Source organism: Viridibacillus sp. KH_047 (genome assembly GCF_057838945.1).
The window spans coordinates 872,246-889,281 of the sequence record NZ_CM174479.1 but is presented as its reverse complement, the minus strand read 5'-3'; the positions used below and the strand labels follow the sequence as shown (position 1 = coordinate 889,281).

Annotated in this window: 18 protein-coding genes; 3 read left to right on the top strand and 15 right to left on the bottom strand. The window is 35.5% G+C overall.

Going from position 1 to position 17,036, the window contains the following annotated elements; all coding sequences use genetic code 11:
* Positions 1-28: 28 nt before the first annotated feature.
* From ytpR to AC3IS5_RS04510, 6 genes are all read right to left on the bottom strand, one after another.
* A complete protein-coding gene (ytpR, locus tag AC3IS5_RS04535; protein WP_489426739.1) occupies positions 29-634 on the bottom strand; it encodes a YtpR family tRNA-binding protein in 606 nt (201 codons plus the stop codon).
* Entirely contained in the window at positions 631-1,446 is an 816-nt protein-coding gene (locus AC3IS5_RS04530; protein ID WP_489426738.1) for a DUF1444 domain-containing protein, read from the bottom strand. Before AC3IS5_RS04530 ends, ytpR begins: the two co-directional genes overlap by 4 nt.
* A gap of 91 nt (positions 1,447-1,537) precedes the next feature.
* Positions 1,538-1,849 (bottom strand): thioredoxin family protein, encoded by a 312-nt coding sequence (locus AC3IS5_RS04525; protein ID WP_489426737.1) that lies wholly within the window; start codon positions 1,847-1,849, stop codon positions 1,538-1,540.
* A 10-nt stretch (positions 1,850-1,859) separates the two neighbouring features.
* Positions 1,860-2,381, bottom strand: a complete 522-nt coding sequence (locus AC3IS5_RS04520) for a hypothetical protein (RefSeq protein ID WP_489426736.1) — start codon at positions 2,379-2,381, stop codon at positions 1,860-1,862.
* A 103-nt stretch (positions 2,382-2,484) separates the two neighbouring features.
* On the bottom strand, positions 2,485-3,003 hold the full coding sequence (locus tag AC3IS5_RS04515; RefSeq protein ID WP_489426735.1) for a DUF84 family protein: 519 nt from the start codon (positions 3,001-3,003) through the stop codon (positions 2,485-2,487).
* Between the two features lie 78 nt (positions 3,004-3,081).
* The gene (locus AC3IS5_RS04510) at positions 3,082-4,155 is read right to left on the bottom strand and encodes a M42 family metallopeptidase (protein ID WP_489426734.1); all 1,074 of its coding nucleotides are present in this window, start codon (positions 4,153-4,155) and stop codon (positions 3,082-3,084) included.
* Positions 4,156-4,399: 244 nt separating this feature from the next.
* Between AC3IS5_RS04510 and AC3IS5_RS04505 the strand changes: the two genes are divergently transcribed.
* Positions 4,400-4,714: a hypothetical protein gene (locus AC3IS5_RS04505; RefSeq protein ID WP_489426733.1), complete on the top strand. Its 315-nt coding sequence runs from the start codon at positions 4,400-4,402 to the stop codon at positions 4,712-4,714.
* A gap of 178 nt (positions 4,715-4,892) precedes the next feature.
* Here the strand turns inward: AC3IS5_RS04505 and AC3IS5_RS04500 are convergent, their stop codons facing one another.
* The 7 genes from AC3IS5_RS04500 to pepV all read right to left on the bottom strand — a co-directional run bounded on the left by AC3IS5_RS04500 (position 4,893) and on the right by pepV (position 12,492).
* Positions 4,893-5,771: a YtnP family quorum-quenching lactonase gene (locus AC3IS5_RS04500; protein WP_489426732.1), complete on the bottom strand. Its 879-nt coding sequence runs from the start codon at positions 5,769-5,771 to the stop codon at positions 4,893-4,895.
* Between the two features lie 181 nt (positions 5,772-5,952).
* On the bottom strand, positions 5,953-6,609 hold the full coding sequence (gene trmB / locus AC3IS5_RS04495) for a tRNA (guanosine(46)-N7)-methyltransferase TrmB (protein WP_193740751.1): 657 nt from the start codon (positions 6,607-6,609) through the stop codon (positions 5,953-5,955).
* Between the two features lie 66 nt (positions 6,610-6,675).
* The gene (locus tag AC3IS5_RS04490) at positions 6,676-7,611 is read right to left on the bottom strand and encodes a diacylglycerol/lipid kinase family protein (RefSeq protein ID WP_489426731.1); all 936 of its coding nucleotides are present in this window, start codon (positions 7,609-7,611) and stop codon (positions 6,676-6,678) included.
* Positions 7,608-8,636: a nuclease-related domain-containing protein gene (locus AC3IS5_RS04485; RefSeq protein ID WP_489426730.1), complete on the bottom strand. Its 1,029-nt coding sequence runs from the start codon at positions 8,634-8,636 to the stop codon at positions 7,608-7,610. Before AC3IS5_RS04485 ends, AC3IS5_RS04490 begins: the two co-directional genes overlap by 4 nt.
* A 139-nt stretch (positions 8,637-8,775) precedes the next feature.
* Positions 8,776-9,627 (bottom strand): D-amino-acid transaminase, encoded by an 852-nt coding sequence (gene dat, locus AC3IS5_RS04480; protein ID WP_489426729.1) that lies wholly within the window; start codon positions 9,625-9,627, stop codon positions 8,776-8,778.
* A 136-nt stretch (positions 9,628-9,763) separates the two neighbouring features.
* A complete protein-coding gene (locus tag AC3IS5_RS04475; protein WP_489426728.1) occupies positions 9,764-10,987 on the bottom strand; it encodes a right-handed parallel beta-helix repeat-containing protein in 1,224 nt (407 codons plus the stop codon).
* 113 nt (positions 10,988-11,100) lie between these two features.
* Positions 11,101-12,492 (bottom strand): dipeptidase PepV, encoded by a 1,392-nt coding sequence (gene pepV, locus AC3IS5_RS04470; RefSeq protein WP_489426727.1) that lies wholly within the window; start codon positions 12,490-12,492, stop codon positions 11,101-11,103.
* 341 nt (positions 12,493-12,833) lie between these two features.
* Here pepV and AC3IS5_RS04465 point away from each other — a divergent pair, with 341 nt between their 5' ends.
* Positions 12,834-13,055 carry a DeoR family transcriptional regulator gene (locus AC3IS5_RS04465; RefSeq protein ID WP_038187960.1) on the top strand — a complete coding sequence of 74 codons (222 nt, stop codon included), beginning with the start codon at positions 12,834-12,836 and terminating at the stop codon, positions 13,053-13,055.
* 170 nt (positions 13,056-13,225) lie between these two features.
* Here AC3IS5_RS04465 and AC3IS5_RS04460 read toward each other — a convergent pair whose 3' ends face one another.
* Positions 13,226-13,933 (bottom strand): pseudouridine synthase, encoded by a 708-nt coding sequence (locus AC3IS5_RS04460; RefSeq protein WP_489426726.1) that lies wholly within the window; start codon positions 13,931-13,933, stop codon positions 13,226-13,228.
* Between the two features lie 9 nt (positions 13,934-13,942).
* Entirely contained in the window at positions 13,943-15,550 is a 1,608-nt protein-coding gene (locus AC3IS5_RS04455) for a putative polysaccharide biosynthesis protein (protein WP_489426725.1), read from the bottom strand.
* A 125-nt stretch (positions 15,551-15,675) separates the two neighbouring features.
* Here AC3IS5_RS04455 and AC3IS5_RS04450 point away from each other — a divergent pair, with 125 nt between their 5' ends.
* Positions 15,676-16,935 carry a BaiN/RdsA family NAD(P)/FAD-dependent oxidoreductase gene (locus AC3IS5_RS04450; protein ID WP_489426724.1) on the top strand — a complete coding sequence of 420 codons (1,260 nt, stop codon included), beginning with the start codon at positions 15,676-15,678 and terminating at the stop codon, positions 16,933-16,935.
* Positions 16,936-17,036: the final 101 nt, after the last annotated feature.

Here is a 17,036-nt window from a genome sequence, read left to right as displayed (position 1 = left end):
ACGGTATGTCGATTTAACAATATTTTATTTAAGCTTGAAAAGGTGTACCTGCAACTGCATCATCCTCAAGCACTAAAATACCTTTTACTTGCGGAGCGTTTGGTATTGCTAACTCACGAGCTGAACAAATCATTCCAGAAGAAGGAACGCCACGTAGCTCAGCATCTTTGATTAACATACCTGAAGGCATAACTGCTCCCACTTTTGCTACAACCACTTTTTGACCTGCTTCAACGTTTGGAGCACCACATACGATTTGTAATGTTTCATCTCCTACATTTACTTTACAAATATTTAATTTATCTGCATTTGGGTGTTTTTCTTTTTCTTCAACAAGACCAACGACAAATTTAGGTGTTAGGTCAACATCTAAATTTAATGTTGCGCCATTTTTAGCGATAGCTGCATCAAGAGCTGCTACTAGCTCTTCTGTAATTTCAACGTTGCCTTGTTGTTCAATTTGCATATACTCACTTGCATTAAAAAGGTTAAACCCTTTTACTTCGCCAGTAGATTCTTCTTTTAAAAGAACTAAATCTCCGTGCTTTTCTAAAACAGTTTTTACGATTGCTTCTGTTGATAATTGAACGAGTAAAACGTCTCCAACATAAGCTTTGTTGTATGATACGATCATTTTTTCTCTTGCTCCTTTTTCACTCTGTTTTTAGCTAATATAAAGATTGGCTCTAAATCGCCATCTTCATATATAAATGACAGTGATGTAATTGGTACAGTACCTACAGTAAAGAAATGCATTGTCATTTGTGCTAATACATCATATCCTGCTTCATTACGAATATCACCTATGATTAGCACGTCTTGATGCGGTACTGACACAGTCATATCCCCTTCAATCTTACCATGCATTTCCTTTAAAAAGGCATCATTTAAAATACGACTTGCATCATAACCATCATTTTCATTTAAAAAATAGAAAACATTTTCTGCTACTACGTCTTTTTTAACTTTCGTATTCAACTTTCTTATTTGAAAGCGCGCAGCTTCTGTTATTTGCTCTGCTGATACATTGAGCTTGTCCAACATATCAACATCGATTAGACGATACGTATTGCCAAGATCAAGAGCATAGTAAATACGTGTTTCTGCTGTGTGATCAGTTGTTACGAATGCATGGCCATCTTTTGATTTTTTCGGAAAAGATGTGGAGCGAATGATTGGGAAAATATTATCTAGATTCTTAAATCCTTCTGCATGCTCTTTTTCCATTGCTGAAAATGTCTCTTGAATTGTATAAATTACTTCATCAATTGCAAGTTCTTTTTTCGTTTCATATTTAGAAAGGATACCTGGTAAGGATATGTCCATCCCTTTACCTAGCTCTTTATGATCTAATCTTACTTTGTTGTGTTTTTCATCAAATTGCCATTCAAAGTGAGTATCACTCAATCGTTCTTGTAGCTTTTTGACTAGCTCTTTAGATTTCAACTGCTTCAACTCCCTTTATTTTTACATAAACAAACGGTTCACTTTTTTGTGAACCGTATCAGATAGCTTTTATTTCACTATCTCCAATGACTTATAATGATTCTAAAAACTCTTCAATTTCAATTTGTGTTTTACGATCTTTACTTACAAACCGACCACTTTCTTCACCATTTTCGAATGCGACGAAGCTAGGTATACCAAATATATTTAAGTCTCCACATAAATCGATAAAATCATCGCGATTAACTGATACAAATTGAATATCTTCAAATTTCTCTTCTACTTCTGGCATAAACGGATCGATAAAATGACAATCTGGACACCAGCCTGCTGTAAATAGAAAGACTGTTTTCCCTTGTGATTTTAAGTCTGAAAATTGTTCAATAGTTTGTAAACTTTGCATGTTCTTAACCTCACTTATTAGTAATCTTCACTGATCGAACAATTTGCATCATTTGTTCTATTAGTTCATCGATATTTTCACCATTTGTAATGGTCGTCAATTTAACACCACCACTACTTACAATGATCTCATATTGTTTGTCTTCTTTCTTTATAACACTTGCAAATCCAAATCGGTTCTTCTTTTTAAATGTTTGTTCTTTTACTATATTAGCTTTTTTATCAGCTTTCAAAGCTTTATAAAATCTTTCACTATCATTACTTTCATTAGGATTTATAAATAGAACAAATGCATTTTCATCTTTAGATAATATAATATTGGTATCATCTGATGAAGTTTCTTTTGTAAAACCTGAAGGTAGATAGAAATTGATTTTATTGGCTTGCTCTGTACTTTTCTCAGGTTTGGCGTTAAATACACTTTTGGCATTCTCCATTCCCTGATCCATCTGTTCTTCAATAGTTTGTCCACAACCTGCAAGACTTGCTAGTACAGAAATGATTAGTAACAATACAATGGTATATCGTGACATGCCATCCTCCATCCTTGCTTGAACTCCATTCTATTTTAAAGATGTTATAGAGTCCATGCAACTTTAGTGCTCTTCCCACTAAACTCTAATAAAGAGGGAAAAGTCATGCTTTTTGGAAGAAGTATTGCCCAATTAACAATTTTATAACATGTTCAAACATTTCTTTTCGATCAATTAAATCCTGAGTGAAAATACCAATTGCTCCAGAATGTTGTCGAATATCGTTTTGTTGGGTGTATTCATCCATTACAGGACCTAGCTCTCTGCCACTTTTCACAGCTTCTGCAACTGTTTCTGGCAATGGAATCTGAGCCCCTGCAGCTGTAATGACATGTCCATCTTTTAAGACAAGAGCTCCCCAATTGCAAACATACATGACCCCATCAATTACTTTTACTCCACCTTCTAATCCAAATGAAAAATCTGCATTGGATACATTACGCGTATTTTTTGCACGGTTAATTGCGCCTTCTCTTGTTTCAATATCTGTCATCGGTTGTGCGGATACGCCCGATGCAACTTCAATATGTTGGAATACTAATTCTTCATTTATTAATTGTTTTACAACTGCTTCTACAGCACCAGTCTTAGCTTTATTTTTTGTTCCTATTGCTATTAGCATTTTTCATACTCCTTCAATTACTCATTTATGTACAGAAAAAGAGGGCCCATGACGGAACCCCCTTAATAGTATAACAAATTAGCCGTTTGCACGGATTGTTTCTAACGTCGTACGGTCTGCATTTTTGACTAGCTTCACGATCAATTCTTTCGCTGCCTCCAAATCATCCGTATGAATGATTGAAGCGTGTGTATGAATATAACGTGAACAAATACCGATAACAGAACTTGGTACACCATCATTAGAAATATGTACATTACCTGCATCTGTGCCACCTGGTGAGACGAAGTATTGATATGGAATATTATTAGATTCAGCTGTATCTAGAATGTATTCACGCATTCCTCTATGAGTGATCATTGTGCGGTCTAAAATACGAAGTAAAGGACCTTTACCTAGTTGACCGAATTGTGTTTTATCACCTGAAGTATCATTAGCTGGGCTGGCATCTAATGCAAAGAAAAGATCAGGTTTAATCAAATTAGCTGATACTTTAGCTCCACGTAATCCAACCTCTTCCATTACATTTGCGCCTGAATATAATGTATTCGGTAGTTTTTCGTCTTTCAGTTCTTTTAATAATTCAATTGCTAGCCCACAGCCATAACGATTATCCCATGCTTTTGCCATGATTTTTTTCGGGTTTGCCATCGGTGTAAATGGACAAACCGGAATAATTGATTGCCCTGGAATAATGCCCATTTTTTCAGCATCTTCTTTATCGTCAGCACCTACATCAATTAACATATTGCTAATTTCCATTGGTTTTGACTGCATTTCTGGTGTTAATAAATGTTTTGGAACAGAAGCAATAACACCTGGAATTGCACCATTTGTTGCATATACTTCAACACGTTGTGCAAGCATTACTTGATTCCACCATCCACCTAGAGGTTGGAAACGAAGCATACCATTTTCAGTAATTGAAGTGACCATAAAAGCAACTTCATCCATATGACCTGCAACCAAAATACGTGGACCATTTTCGTCACCTTTTTTTAATCCGAAAATGCCACCTAAATTGTCTTGCACAATCTCATCAGCATACTTAGATAACTCTTGACGCATAAAAGCGCGCACGGCACGTTCATCACCCGGTGCCCCCGGTAATTCAGTTAATGTTTTAAACATATCTAAAGTTTCTTGATTCAATTGAAAAGCCTCCTTTAATGAGCAACTATATCTTTTATTTTATCCAAAAACTACTTTTAATACTAGCACTTTATTTCGGCAACCGAAATGTGGGAGGCGCTCATTCAGCTAACAGTGTAACCTCCATGTATAAAACATTCCGCATTTTGAAATAGTATTCCCAAAAGTGCTACCCTCACATTTTCACTCCATATAATGGATGTGGTACACTAGCTTCATATGAAATTTAGGGAGGCAATGATCTATGAAATTACGTGATTTCCTACTTGGTGTTGCAACAGGACTTGCTGCTGCTTATGTAATTAAAGAAGCTAGCGAAAAAATTTATCCAAACAAACCCGCTAATTCAGTATTGTCTGACATTAAAAACTTATTTAAACAAGAAGGTCCTATCGATGGGTCATGGATTTTCATGGAACCAGAAGTTTTCAAAAAAGAAAACCTCGAAATCCCTGTGTATAAAGGCGGTATTTCTCGCGTTCATAATGGGGAAACGCAAAGTTTCGAATTCGCTGCTGATGCGAAAACAGGCTCGATTATTGACTTAGTACGCGTTTAATCCTTAAGTTCTTCTAAAACTCCTCGTTATAGAGGAGTTTTTTTCATTCTTAAACCTATAAAATACAAACGTAATTTTCTCTTCCGTAGTTGACTACTCTCCTATTTCACACAAAAAAGGTATCTCATGAGCCAACCTTCCAGCTCAGAGATACCTACAATAATGAAAAGGAAAAGAATTATCCTTTAAGGACAGTCTCTTCTTTCATCTCTTCTCTTGTACGTTTCAATTCTCCGATTACTTCTTTACCTGTCTCATTCCACTTAATGAGGCGATAGTGTGCATCATGATAGAAGCTAAACCAATAGCCTTTTTCTAAAGCTTCCTTCATTAACTTTTCTTTCGCGAAAACTGATGTCATTGGATAGTCATCGTACGCTAGTACCCATAGTGGATTTTGGTGAGCATGTGTTGGCATAATGTCCGCCATATGTAGAATAGTCTCACCATTTTGCGTTAGCTTGATAATACTGTGCCCATTACTATGGCCACCTGTATGAATCATTTCAACCCCAGGTAATACGTCTAATTTATCTGTAAAAGGTTTAACTAAATGTTGCACTGGCTCCCAATTTTCTTTCCAATACGTATTAGCTGAACGAATATTTGGTTCGCGCATTTCATCCCATTCAACTTGTGATACAAAGATTTTAGCATTCGGGAAAGTTGGTACCAGTTTGTCCTTTTCCCATTTTGTTAAGCCACAAGCATGGTCAAAATGTAAATGTGTCATAAGTATATAATCGATGTCTTCAGATAGTAATCCCATCTCAACTAAACCATCATCGATAAATGATTGCTCTGTCACACCGAAATTTCGCAACTGCTTTTCAGTAAACTTGTTGTTTCCAACACCTGTATCGACTAACATATTCTTGCCTTGATACTGAATAAGAATTGGATCTGTCGATAGTTCAATTTGGTTATTTCCATTAACTGGATACTTGCGTGACCAAAGTGGCTTTGGCACTACCCCAAACATTGCTCCGCCATCTAAAAAAGTGGTTCCCCCTTTGAGCCATGTTAATGTCATATCATGAAATTTAAATTGATCCATTTCCTTTTCCCCCTTGTTTAAAATTAAGGTTCTAGCATTTCTATTTTTATATAAAAATGAATATTCCCTCATATAAATTGTAACATGTACAAAAAAGTTGTTCTATTTTTTCTATCCTTTTCCATTTTCACAAACAAAAAATGCAGAAGCTTTATATAAGCTCCTGCATTTTCAAAATCCATTATTTCTCTTCTGGTAATTGGAATTGTGCTTCCACGCGATAAATAGGTTGACCTTTTGCAGAGAATTTCTCTTCGTATTCAGTCATAATATTATCTTCAGGCATTTCTTTGTGTAAGTCTAAAGAGACATAAACAAGTTTCATGCCATATTGTGACATGCTCACTAAAGAGTATTCAAATAGGCCACGGTTATCTGTTTTGAAGTGTACTTCACCGAAATCAGGTAAGATATTCTCATAAATACTTAAGAAACCAGCGTGTGTTAATCTTCTTTTTGCATGACGTGTTTTTGGCCATGGATCAGAGAAGTTTAAGTATAAACGGTCAACATCGTTTTTCTCAAAAAACTTTTCTAAATCTGAACCGTTTACTTTTAATAATCGTAAATTAGATGGCTGACCAGCAGCTTGTACTTTTTCAACCGCCTTTACGATAACACTGTCAAAAAGCTCAATACCGATATAGTTAATCTCTGGATTAGCAAGCGCCATACCAGTGATAAATTGTCCTTTACCTGTTCCTACTTCAATATGCAATGGATTGTCGTTTTGGAATACTTCATTCCATTTACCTTTTTGTTCTTCAGGATTTGGAACGACGATGTCTGGGTGACTAGCGATAAATTCTTCAGCCCATGGTTTATGTCGAAGTCTCAATTGTTTTCCTCATTTCTGTTATTTCTACTGTTCAACTTCTCATTATTAAAGAAAGCTTTCCATTCGTCAAGAAGACTTTCTTGCCAATTGCCAAGCTTGATGGATTACGCCAAAGTGAATCGACTCATATTCCTTAGTCTTACCAGCAAATTCTCCATCTGTATGAACCATAACCTCGTTTTGAATTTCTACTTCGAATTCTTTAGCAGAATATTGCTGAACTGCTTTTAATCCTGTATGTTTACCCAAAAAGACAGTACTAAATAGAAACAATAATTTTAAACGAGAGATTTGATAAACAACTGTCAATTCGATATGTTGATCATTTGGAATAGAATATGGCGAGACTTTCATTCCACCACCAAAGTATGGCTGATTACTAGCTACAACAAGCCATACATTTTCAAAAACTTTTTCTTTTCCATTATGTATAACTTTAGCAGAAAATGTTTTAAAATTTAGTAATGCCTTAAACAAAAAATAAATATAAGTCAGTTTCCCCAAACGAAGAATATTAAAATATTGTTTAAGCTTCGATTCATTCGCCTCTTTGGCTATATATGCATCGATGCCAATTCCTGCGTTATTAACAAAATAATATGTATCGACATTTCTTTGCATAGTACCGATATCCATTAACTGACCATCACTATGTTGCTCAACATACGTTTTTATTTCTGCTGCTGTTTTAAATGTTTCATATCCTCTTCCAAAGTCATTTCCAGAACCTGCTCCAATTGCTCCAATACGTACTTCTTCATTCTCTAAAATACCTTGTACAACTTCATGAACTGTTCCATCTCCACCAATCGCTATCAATAAATACTTTTCTGATCGCACTATCGCTGAATTAGCATAACGTTTTGCAATCTCGGTTGCATGACCCGGGTAAGCTGTAAACTCTATTTGATACGAGATTTGCAAGGACTTTTCTAGTTGGCTCCATTTCCTCTTAGCAGTACCATTTCCAGCTTTTTCATTAATAATAAAAACAACTTTCACTGATCCATATCCTTTTCCTCAATCTTTGTATCCCAATTCGTACGATGGAATGATGTTGTTTGCACTGTATTTAATATAGACTGTGCAGCTTTAAACTGCATATGCTTCATAGGAGATGGGTTCTTTTTTAAATGGGCAAACCATTCTGGAAATTTGCGTTTATCGATAAATTGAATACCATATGCCGAACCTGGATAGTCGATATAGCCATTTCGTGATAAGACAATTTTATGGATTGGTATATCAATTTCATCATTTGCAAACAATTGTTTCAATATAGATTCCATACGATTTAAACTAATCAATGGGCTTAACACTTTTTTGTCTGTTGTACCTACTTTTTTCAACCAAAAGCGATCTCCGCTACCGATAAATGAAGCTCGTTCTTCCTCTTCAAGAACTTGAATACAAAGACAATTAGTTGGTGTTAATAAAATAATCCCCATCTCAATAGGTGCTTTTTTCAATTGTAGAATCGGATAGTAGAATAACAAATAACTATCTGGAAGATTTTGAGTCAATGCTCGTAATAACGAATCACGTTGATATCTTGGCTCAACATATGATTTTTCTCTTAAAGTTGAACTAGCCCACTTTAATTGAAATTGAAATAACTGATCAATATACATTCGCTTTAATTCTTCAGCCGTTTGTGGTCGATAAAGAATATTTGGTTCAAAATCCAAAGTCATTATTTCCTCTGGAATGTCTTCCTCATCTGTTACGCCATGACTTAGACTAACTTCCTCTTGTAATTCGTCATTTTGCACAAACTCCTCTTGCATAAAAGCTTCATCTTTCTTTTTAAGAGAGAAAGAGAATACCTTTTTAAAAAACGGATTACGTTGCTTTTTTTCTAATTCTTCAGACTCATGCTCCCATTGCTCTATTTCAGCACCAGTTTCCCATTCCTTTTTCATACGTTCCCATTGAATCTGTTTTAATCGCACAAATTGAGACGGATAGCGTTTTAAATCAATTTGATAGCGTGAAATATAATCTTGTAGCTTAACTAATTGCGCCATTATATGCTTCCCTTCTAAAATAAATTCGTTCAAAAGCAGGATTATTTCTACTGTTTTATCTATCCATTCTACATGACGTAAAGAAAAAAAAATAGAGAAGGCGTTGATTTCGCCCCCTCTATCTCTATATTTTGTAAAATTATAAGGACCCTAACTGCTGTATACGTGCATCAAAAGCAGCTTGTAATTTTCTAGTCCATTCACCTGGTTTCCCATTGGCAATAATGTTGTCATCAATTTGAATAATAGGCGTAATTTCAGAACTTGTTGAAGACATAAAGAATTCATCCATGTCTAATGCTTGCTCTGTTGTGAATGCTTCTTCTATAACAGATAAACCTATTTCTTCACAAAGGGACATTATTACTCTTCTAGTAATCCCATTTAAGATTAAATTGTTAGTTGGATGTGTATAGAGTACACCATTTTTTATACCATACATATTTGAAGAAGAACCTTCAGTTACAATTTCGCCACGATGTTGGATTGCTTCGTAGCAACCTGCTTGTTGTGCAGCTTCTTTTGCTAACACATTACCAAGTAAGTTTAAACTTTTAATATCACAACGTAACCAGCGGATATCTTCTACAAATTTAGCTTTTACACCCTTTTCATACTTTTCAATTGAACGCTCACCTTTCATTGTATAAGCGATGAAGACTGGTTCAGGCGTAGGTGTCGGGAATGCATGAGCACGAGGTGAAGAACCACGAGTAATTTGAAAATAGACATAGCCATTAACAATTTCGTTGGCTTCAATCAAATCATATACCATTTTATGAAGAACATCTTTTGTATACGGAATCACTATATTAATTTTTTCAGCACTTTCATAAAAACGGTCAATATGCTCAGTTACTGTGAACATTGAGCCGTTATAAATTTTAATAACTTCATACACACCATCACCAAATTGATAGCCACGATCTTCTATAGAAAGTTTGATTTCTTCCTCTTTAACCAAACGGTCATTCCAAAGCATTGTTGTCATTCAAGCATCTCCTCAAGTTGTTTCTACACATATTTTACTCTTAGTTATCTGCCTCATTTTTATCACAATCATCAAAAAAGCGCAATGAATAAATATACTTCATTGCACTTTTAGGGGTTAAAATTAATTAGTGGTATTATTTTTTTAGATATACTTTTTCTGGTTTTAAGTAATTTTTAAACTCTTCATTAGATATTCGTATATAATCTTCTTTCATGTTATGTCCACTGTTCATAGCTAATGCTTTTTTATTCGCTTCACTTAAATCATTGAAAATAGTTTCATATTCTTCCCCTGGTCCATTATTCTGCCAAACAATAAATTGCATTGCACGGCTTACGTTAGTAAACACATTATTTTGGAAAGTAGGATTTACCGCACCACTTGCTAAAATACCACGTAAATTACCTTCATTTACATTTGAAATTGTATTATTTTCAATAACTGAGTTTGACCAGTTCATTACACGAATAGCATCTGAACGTGTATTGGAAATTTCATTGTTTCGAATAATAATGCGATCATGGTATTTCCCGCCTGAATACTTATGTGTTCCAACTGCTCGGTCAAGTAGATTAAATTTATTGTTTTCTATGACTACATTGAAATTTGGCTGAGCGTCAAATTTACTCCAAATTTGGCTCCAACCACTTGTTTTTGCATCTGGTGTATCAATGTTGATGGCTTCTTTATTATAGCCTAGATAGTTTCTAGAGCCGTCAAATGTACAGTTTTTCACAACTACGTTTTTTGAAGCATCCAATTCAATAAAATGTCCTGAGTACATATTTAAAAACGTAATATTATCTACAACTATGTTTTGGTTATGCCCCATAATAATGGAGATTGCCGCAAGATCATAATCCATATCGATTGTTACTTCACCATGACCGATTAAGGAAATATTCTTTTCCCCTTTAAATTTGCCAAACGCATCATCTTCTTTTGCTTTAGAAGGTCTCACAAATTGGAATATAGATTTAGCTGGTTTCATGCTAGAACCCGTATCTGTTCCTTTAATTATTCTAACACCATCTTCAAATTCAATCGTTACATTAGATGGTACATAAAGTGCGTTTGTAACTGTATATGTACCTTCATTCAAAATCAGTGTTCCGCCACCCGTACTTTCTAGTTTTTCTAGATATGAACGTAACATATAATATTGCATCGTTTCACTAGTATATGTGGAATAGTTTATATAATTTTCATTGATTGGATCTGATAAAGGAGTAACGATGTATACAGGCTTGTCCTCTTGATCTGCTGCATTTACTGCATCTTTAGATATGTATAATAGTAAGCTAAAAAATAGAACTGTTGCTCCAAATAAAATACTTATTCTCTTAACATTAAGCATTGATCTAAAATCTCCTTTATGTTGAGTATAATATACAATTAACCCCATCCAAATATTAGGAAAGGGGTTAATATTTAGTGTACTATACTTTTTCACTTCAAAAAAGGTAAATCTTATTTCGTTGCAAGTTCGACAATTGCATCTGCATAAATAGCAGCAGCCTTCACTAAGTTTTCAACTACAACAAACTCATCTGCCTGGTGTGCGATATCAGGCTCACCTGGGAATAGCATACCAAAAGCTACACCTGTTTTTAATTCACGTGCGTAAGTACCACCACCAATTGATAATAGCTCGGCTTTTTCCCCAGTATTACGCTCATAAACTTTAATTAGTTTCTGGATTAACTCTTCTTTCTCATCTACATAATGAGGAGCTGAGTTTTCTGCTATATCTAACGCAAATCCATTTTTAGCAAGCTGTTGTTGAGCTGCAGTTATTTTTTCATCATATGGATAAGTGACAGAATAGCGCAAACTTACTTGCACTTCTCCACCTTTCCCCGCTTCGAATGATACTACCCCTGCGTTAAGTGTAGTATCACCAGACATATCATCATTGAAATCTAGTCCTAAAGCATGCCCACGCGTTTCTTCACCAAATGCAGTTACTAAGAACTGTACAAATTCTTTTGATCCTAAAGTTGTTAATTGTGTATTCAAGAATGCTGCTAATTTTACTGCTGCATTCACACCAGCATTTGGCTCCATTGCGTGAGCAGATTTCCCTTTAATAGAAACAATAAACACATTAGATACTTTTTCAATCGCACCTTGTAAGCTCTCTTGTTGCAAATATGCTTGAAATGCTGCTTCAAAATCAGCAGATACATTTTGAATTTCGGCTTCTGCATTATCAGGCACCATATTCGTACGATGCCCTGCTTTGAAAGAAATTAATTGTTCGTTTTCAGCCATTTTTTGCTGTTGGCTAAATACTAATACAGCTATTCCTTTTTCAGCATTAATAATTGGAAAATCAGCATCTGGGGCAAATCCTAAAGTAGGCATTTCTTCTTTTTCAAAATAGCGAGTTACACAACGGAACCCAGTTTCTTCATCAGAGCCGATAATTAATCGTACTCGACGATCTAGTTGAACCCCTGCATCCTTCACCATTTTCATAGCGAGCCAAGCAGCCATTGTTGGACCTTTGTCATCGATTGCCCCTCGTCCAAATAATTTACCATCCTCTACAACACCACCAAACGGAGGATGTAGCCAGTCACTCCCTGCAGGTACTACATCAACATGACAAAGGATTCCAACTAACTCATCACCTTGTCCCATTTCAATATGCCCTGCCATATTATCGATATTCTTTGTCGTTAACCCTTGCTCTTCGCCTTTTTGTAATAGCCATTTCATAGCTTTTAATGGACCTTCACCAAAAGGTGCTTCTGCTGTAATTGTTGTTTCATCTAAAACACTTTCAATTTGTACTAATTCCTGCAATTCTTTAATCAATTCGTCTTGTCTTTCTTGAGCTTGTTTTAACCAATTCAAATTCGTTCCTCCTTACGCTTTTCATAAATCCATTTTACACGCTTACTTACTTCGAAGATAGAAATAACATAGGACCAGGAAATACACGAACATTTTTCCAGTTAAACCACAAAATAATTCGTAAATGACTGTGAACATACTGTTACAACTTTGTAAATTCAAACAAAATGTTGGAAAAGTATAATATTTTTCGTTATAATTGAATTGTCAGACAATCATATTCTGACGATCAACTAAGAGAAGGGGATGTCTAAGGCAAAAGAAAAAAAGCCTGAAATACATCGCATATTATCGTCCGCTAGTCTTTGCCATGAGAATTAAGATGAAGGAGTGGTTCAACTTTGAAACCAACTACTGATCGGATGCTCAATCGTATTAAAGATGTGTATATGTACATTCTTAGTAATGGGACTGTAACTACACAAGATTTAGTCGATGAATTCGGTATTACTCCTCGCACCATTCAAAGAGATTTGAATGTGTTAGCCTTTAATGACTTGGTGGAAAGCCCAAGTCGAGGTAACTGGACAACGACGCGTAAAAAAGTGAAAATGACATCATAGAACCATTCGACGAGTTAGATCTCACGCTTTTCGTTGAACAAGACGTTAACATTTGCCTTTATTTAGATTTATCATGCTGATTGCAAAAACGTCTTTTCAAAATCACTATTAAATTTATTACATGTAAAAAAAGAATGACCATGCTGCGTCGCTTGGTCATTCTTTTTGTTTTAAGATTTTAAGCTATTTAATTCTTCCTCAGTTAACTCGCGGTATTCACCAAGTTCTAATTTCTCATCTAATTTTAATGATCCCATGGAAAGACGTTTTAAATACGTCACCTTTTTCCCAACCGACTCAAACATACGCTTCACCTGATGGAATTTTCCTTCTGAAATCGTCAATTCAATTTCAGAAGTAGGTCCAGCATTTAAAATAACTAGCTCACCAGGTTTTGTCATATAGCCATCTTCTAGCATTACTCCTCTAGAAAACGCTTCAATATCCGCATCTGTTACTTCACCATCAATTTGCGCATAATACACTTTCGGAACATGCTTTTTCGGTGACAATAAGTTATGTGTCAATCCACCGTCATTTGTGATTAACAGTAAACCTTCTGTATCTTTATCTAAACGTCCTACAGGGAACGGTTCAAAATGTGCATGAAAAGGGTCTAATAAATCGATAACTGTCTGATCATGCAAGTCTTCTGTTGCTGAAATTACACCCGGTGGCTTGTGCATCATTAAATAAATAAATTCTTGATAATGCACACGCTCTCCTAGTACTGACACATTTTGTTTTACAGGGTCTACATGTTTTGATACATCTTTTGCTACTTCGCCGTCAACAGTTACTGCTTTCATCTTCAGTAACTGTTTGACTTCTTTACGCGAACCGTAGCCCATATTGGATAATAATTTATCTAAGCGCATTTTTTCCTCCTACATGCCAAGCTTTCGTGAAATTCTTGTTATTCGTTCCCCTAATAATTTTTGGGCTAAGCCAACTCTTAGAGAACAATATCCGTATACAACGACTCCAACTGTTGCACAAATCGTTAAGTATAGTAGTGCTTGCCATTTTGTTTCTGCTACACCCATTAACAATAATAATTTATGGACGATGATAACAGTAACAGCCATTATGGCAGTTAAAATAGTAATCAAGATTGAACGTCTAATAACAACAAATGATTTGTAATTTAACGCTTTTTTCAGGACGACCATATTGATGGCGATTGATACAGTATAGCCAATCGCTGTCGCAATGATTGCACCTTTTGCTTGGAATGCTTCAATCAGTGGTATGTTGACGATAAGTTTTACTAAAATCCCTGTTAATAAACTAAAGACAATCCACTTTTGATAATCGATTCCTTGTAATAAGGCTGCTGTCACTTGGAAAAAGGCAAATAAAATCGCTACTGGTGCGTATGCTGCTAAAATACTCGCACCCATTGCATCATTTGAATATAACAAATGATAAATATCTTTAGACAGTATTGAGATTCCAACTACAGCTGGTAAAGTGACAAATAATAAAATTTGATACGTTTTATCCATCGCTTGAATAAGTTGTGTATGCTCTCTGTTTGTGAAATACTTTGTAATTGTTGGTATTAAAGCCATCGAAAAACCTGTTGCAAGCATGACTGGAATTATAACAATTTTATGCGTTGTAAAATTCAACATACTCAAATATAAATCCGTTACACTCGATAAACCAATGTTCCCCATAGCTGTATTAAATGTTAGCATATCAACTAACTGGAATAGTGGGTTTGCCACCCCAACAAATACAAATGGAATGGAATAACGAATGACTTCGGAATAAATTTCTTTATACGATAACTTACCAGAAGAAACACTTTGAGAAAGCTTCAAATCAAACTCCGGTTTTAATCGTTTCCAATAATAATAGAGAATCACTAGCCCTCCCAGTGCTCCGATAAATGCAGAGAACACCGCAAACGAAATAGCTGTCTCTGCTAATCCACCAAATACTTTCACTATTAAAAAAGATCCTATTAATAGCGCAATAATACGCACAATTTGCTCAATCAATTGTGAAATAGCAGTTGGTTTCATATGGTCATAACCTTGGAAAAAACCACGAACTAAACTCATAAATGGTACGACAATAAGCGCGAAACTAACCCAGCGAATAACTGATGCTATTTGAGCAACAGAAAAAACTTGCTCTTCATCTTTAATAACTAAATGTGCAATCGGCGTTGCTAATAAATAAAGGACTAAAAAGGATAAAAAACCAGTGATTGTCATTATAATTAAACCAGACTTCACAAGTTTTCGCCCTGACTCATAATCACCTATACTATTGTATTTCGATACAAATTTTGAAACTGCAATTGGTGCGCCTGAAATCGCCACCGACAGCATTATTGTATATGGAATGTAGGCATACGAATATAACGCAACATTTTCTTGCCCTATGATGGCGTAAAACGGGAATACGTAAACGAGGCCAAGTACTTTCGATAAAAACATGCCAATGGTCAAAATGGCAGTGCTTTTCATTAATGATGACATACAACCCTTCCATTCTTCGTAAATCTAATGAACCTAAATGATAGTTTACAACTCAAAGAACAATTACTCAAATAGTTTATTTAAATCATGTATAATAAATATAAAAAGAAAGTGAGTTCACATATATGTATGACGTCATAATAATCGGTGGGGGTCCCTCGGGCCTAATGGCCGCAATCGCTGCTGGCAATGAAAGAAAGAAAGTATTACTGCTTGAAAAAGGAACAAAATTAGGTAAGAAATTAGCTATCTCAGGAGGCGGTCGCTGTAATGTCACAAATCGCCTACCTGTTGAAGAAATTGTCAAACATATCCCAGGAAATGGTCGATTCTTATATAGTCCGTTTACTGTTTATAACAACGAAGATATCATTGCCTTTTTTGAAGGCTTAGGCGTCGCTCTAAAAGAAGAAGATCATGGGCGTATGTTCCCTGTCTCCAATCGTGCGCAAGACGTTGTAGATGCTATGATTAACGAATTACATCGCTTAAAAGTAGATGTTCGATTAAGTACAACCGTTAGTAAATTATTAATGGATGATGACAAAATTCTAGGTGTACGCTTAGCAAATGGTGAAGAAATACGGTCAAATGCAGTTGTAGTCGCAGTTGGTGGTAAAGCTGTACCACAAACTGGCTCGACAGGAGATGGCTATCCTTGGGCTGAGAAGGCCGGTCATACTGTAACAGATCTCTATCCAACAGAAGTTCCTCTACTTTCTAACGAAAACTTCATCCGCCTTCGCGAACTACAAGGATTAGCATTACGTGATGTAGCTGTTTCCGTGCTAAACAAAAAAGGCAAACCTTTAGTAACACATCAAATGGACATGCTTTTTACCCACTTCGGTTTAAGTGGACCTGCCATTTTACGCTGTAGCCAATTCGTCGTAAAAGAAATGAAGAAAAACGGTGGTAACCCAGTTACTATTCGCATTCAATCATTAATGGATTACAACGAAGAATCTGCATTCCAAATGCTCTTTAAACTGGCAAAAGATGAGCCGAAAAAAGCATTGAAAAACGTGTGGAAAGGTATTGTACTTGAGCGCTGGCTATTATTCCTTTTAGAGCGTGCTGGTCTTGACGCACAATCAATCGGTGCTGACCTTGCTGCAGAGAAAACACGTTTATTTGCAAAAGAATTAGTATCATTTGAAATGACTGTAAATGGTACACAACCACTAGAAAAAGCTTTCGTTACTGGTGGTGGCGTATCGGTAAAAGAAATTGAACCAAAAACAATGGCTTCTAAAAAGAAACTCGGTCTTTATTTCTGTGGTGAAATTTTAGATGTCCACGGTTATACAGGTGGTTATAATATTACTTCTGCACTTGTAACTGGGCGAATTGCTGGTATGAGTGCTGCTCAATTTACGAACTAGCTCCAATTACTAATTCTTTCATTTCATAATTAAAGCCATTATTTCGAGTGAAATCGGAATAATGGCTTTTTATTTTATTTATACGAATTTTCGATAGCTCT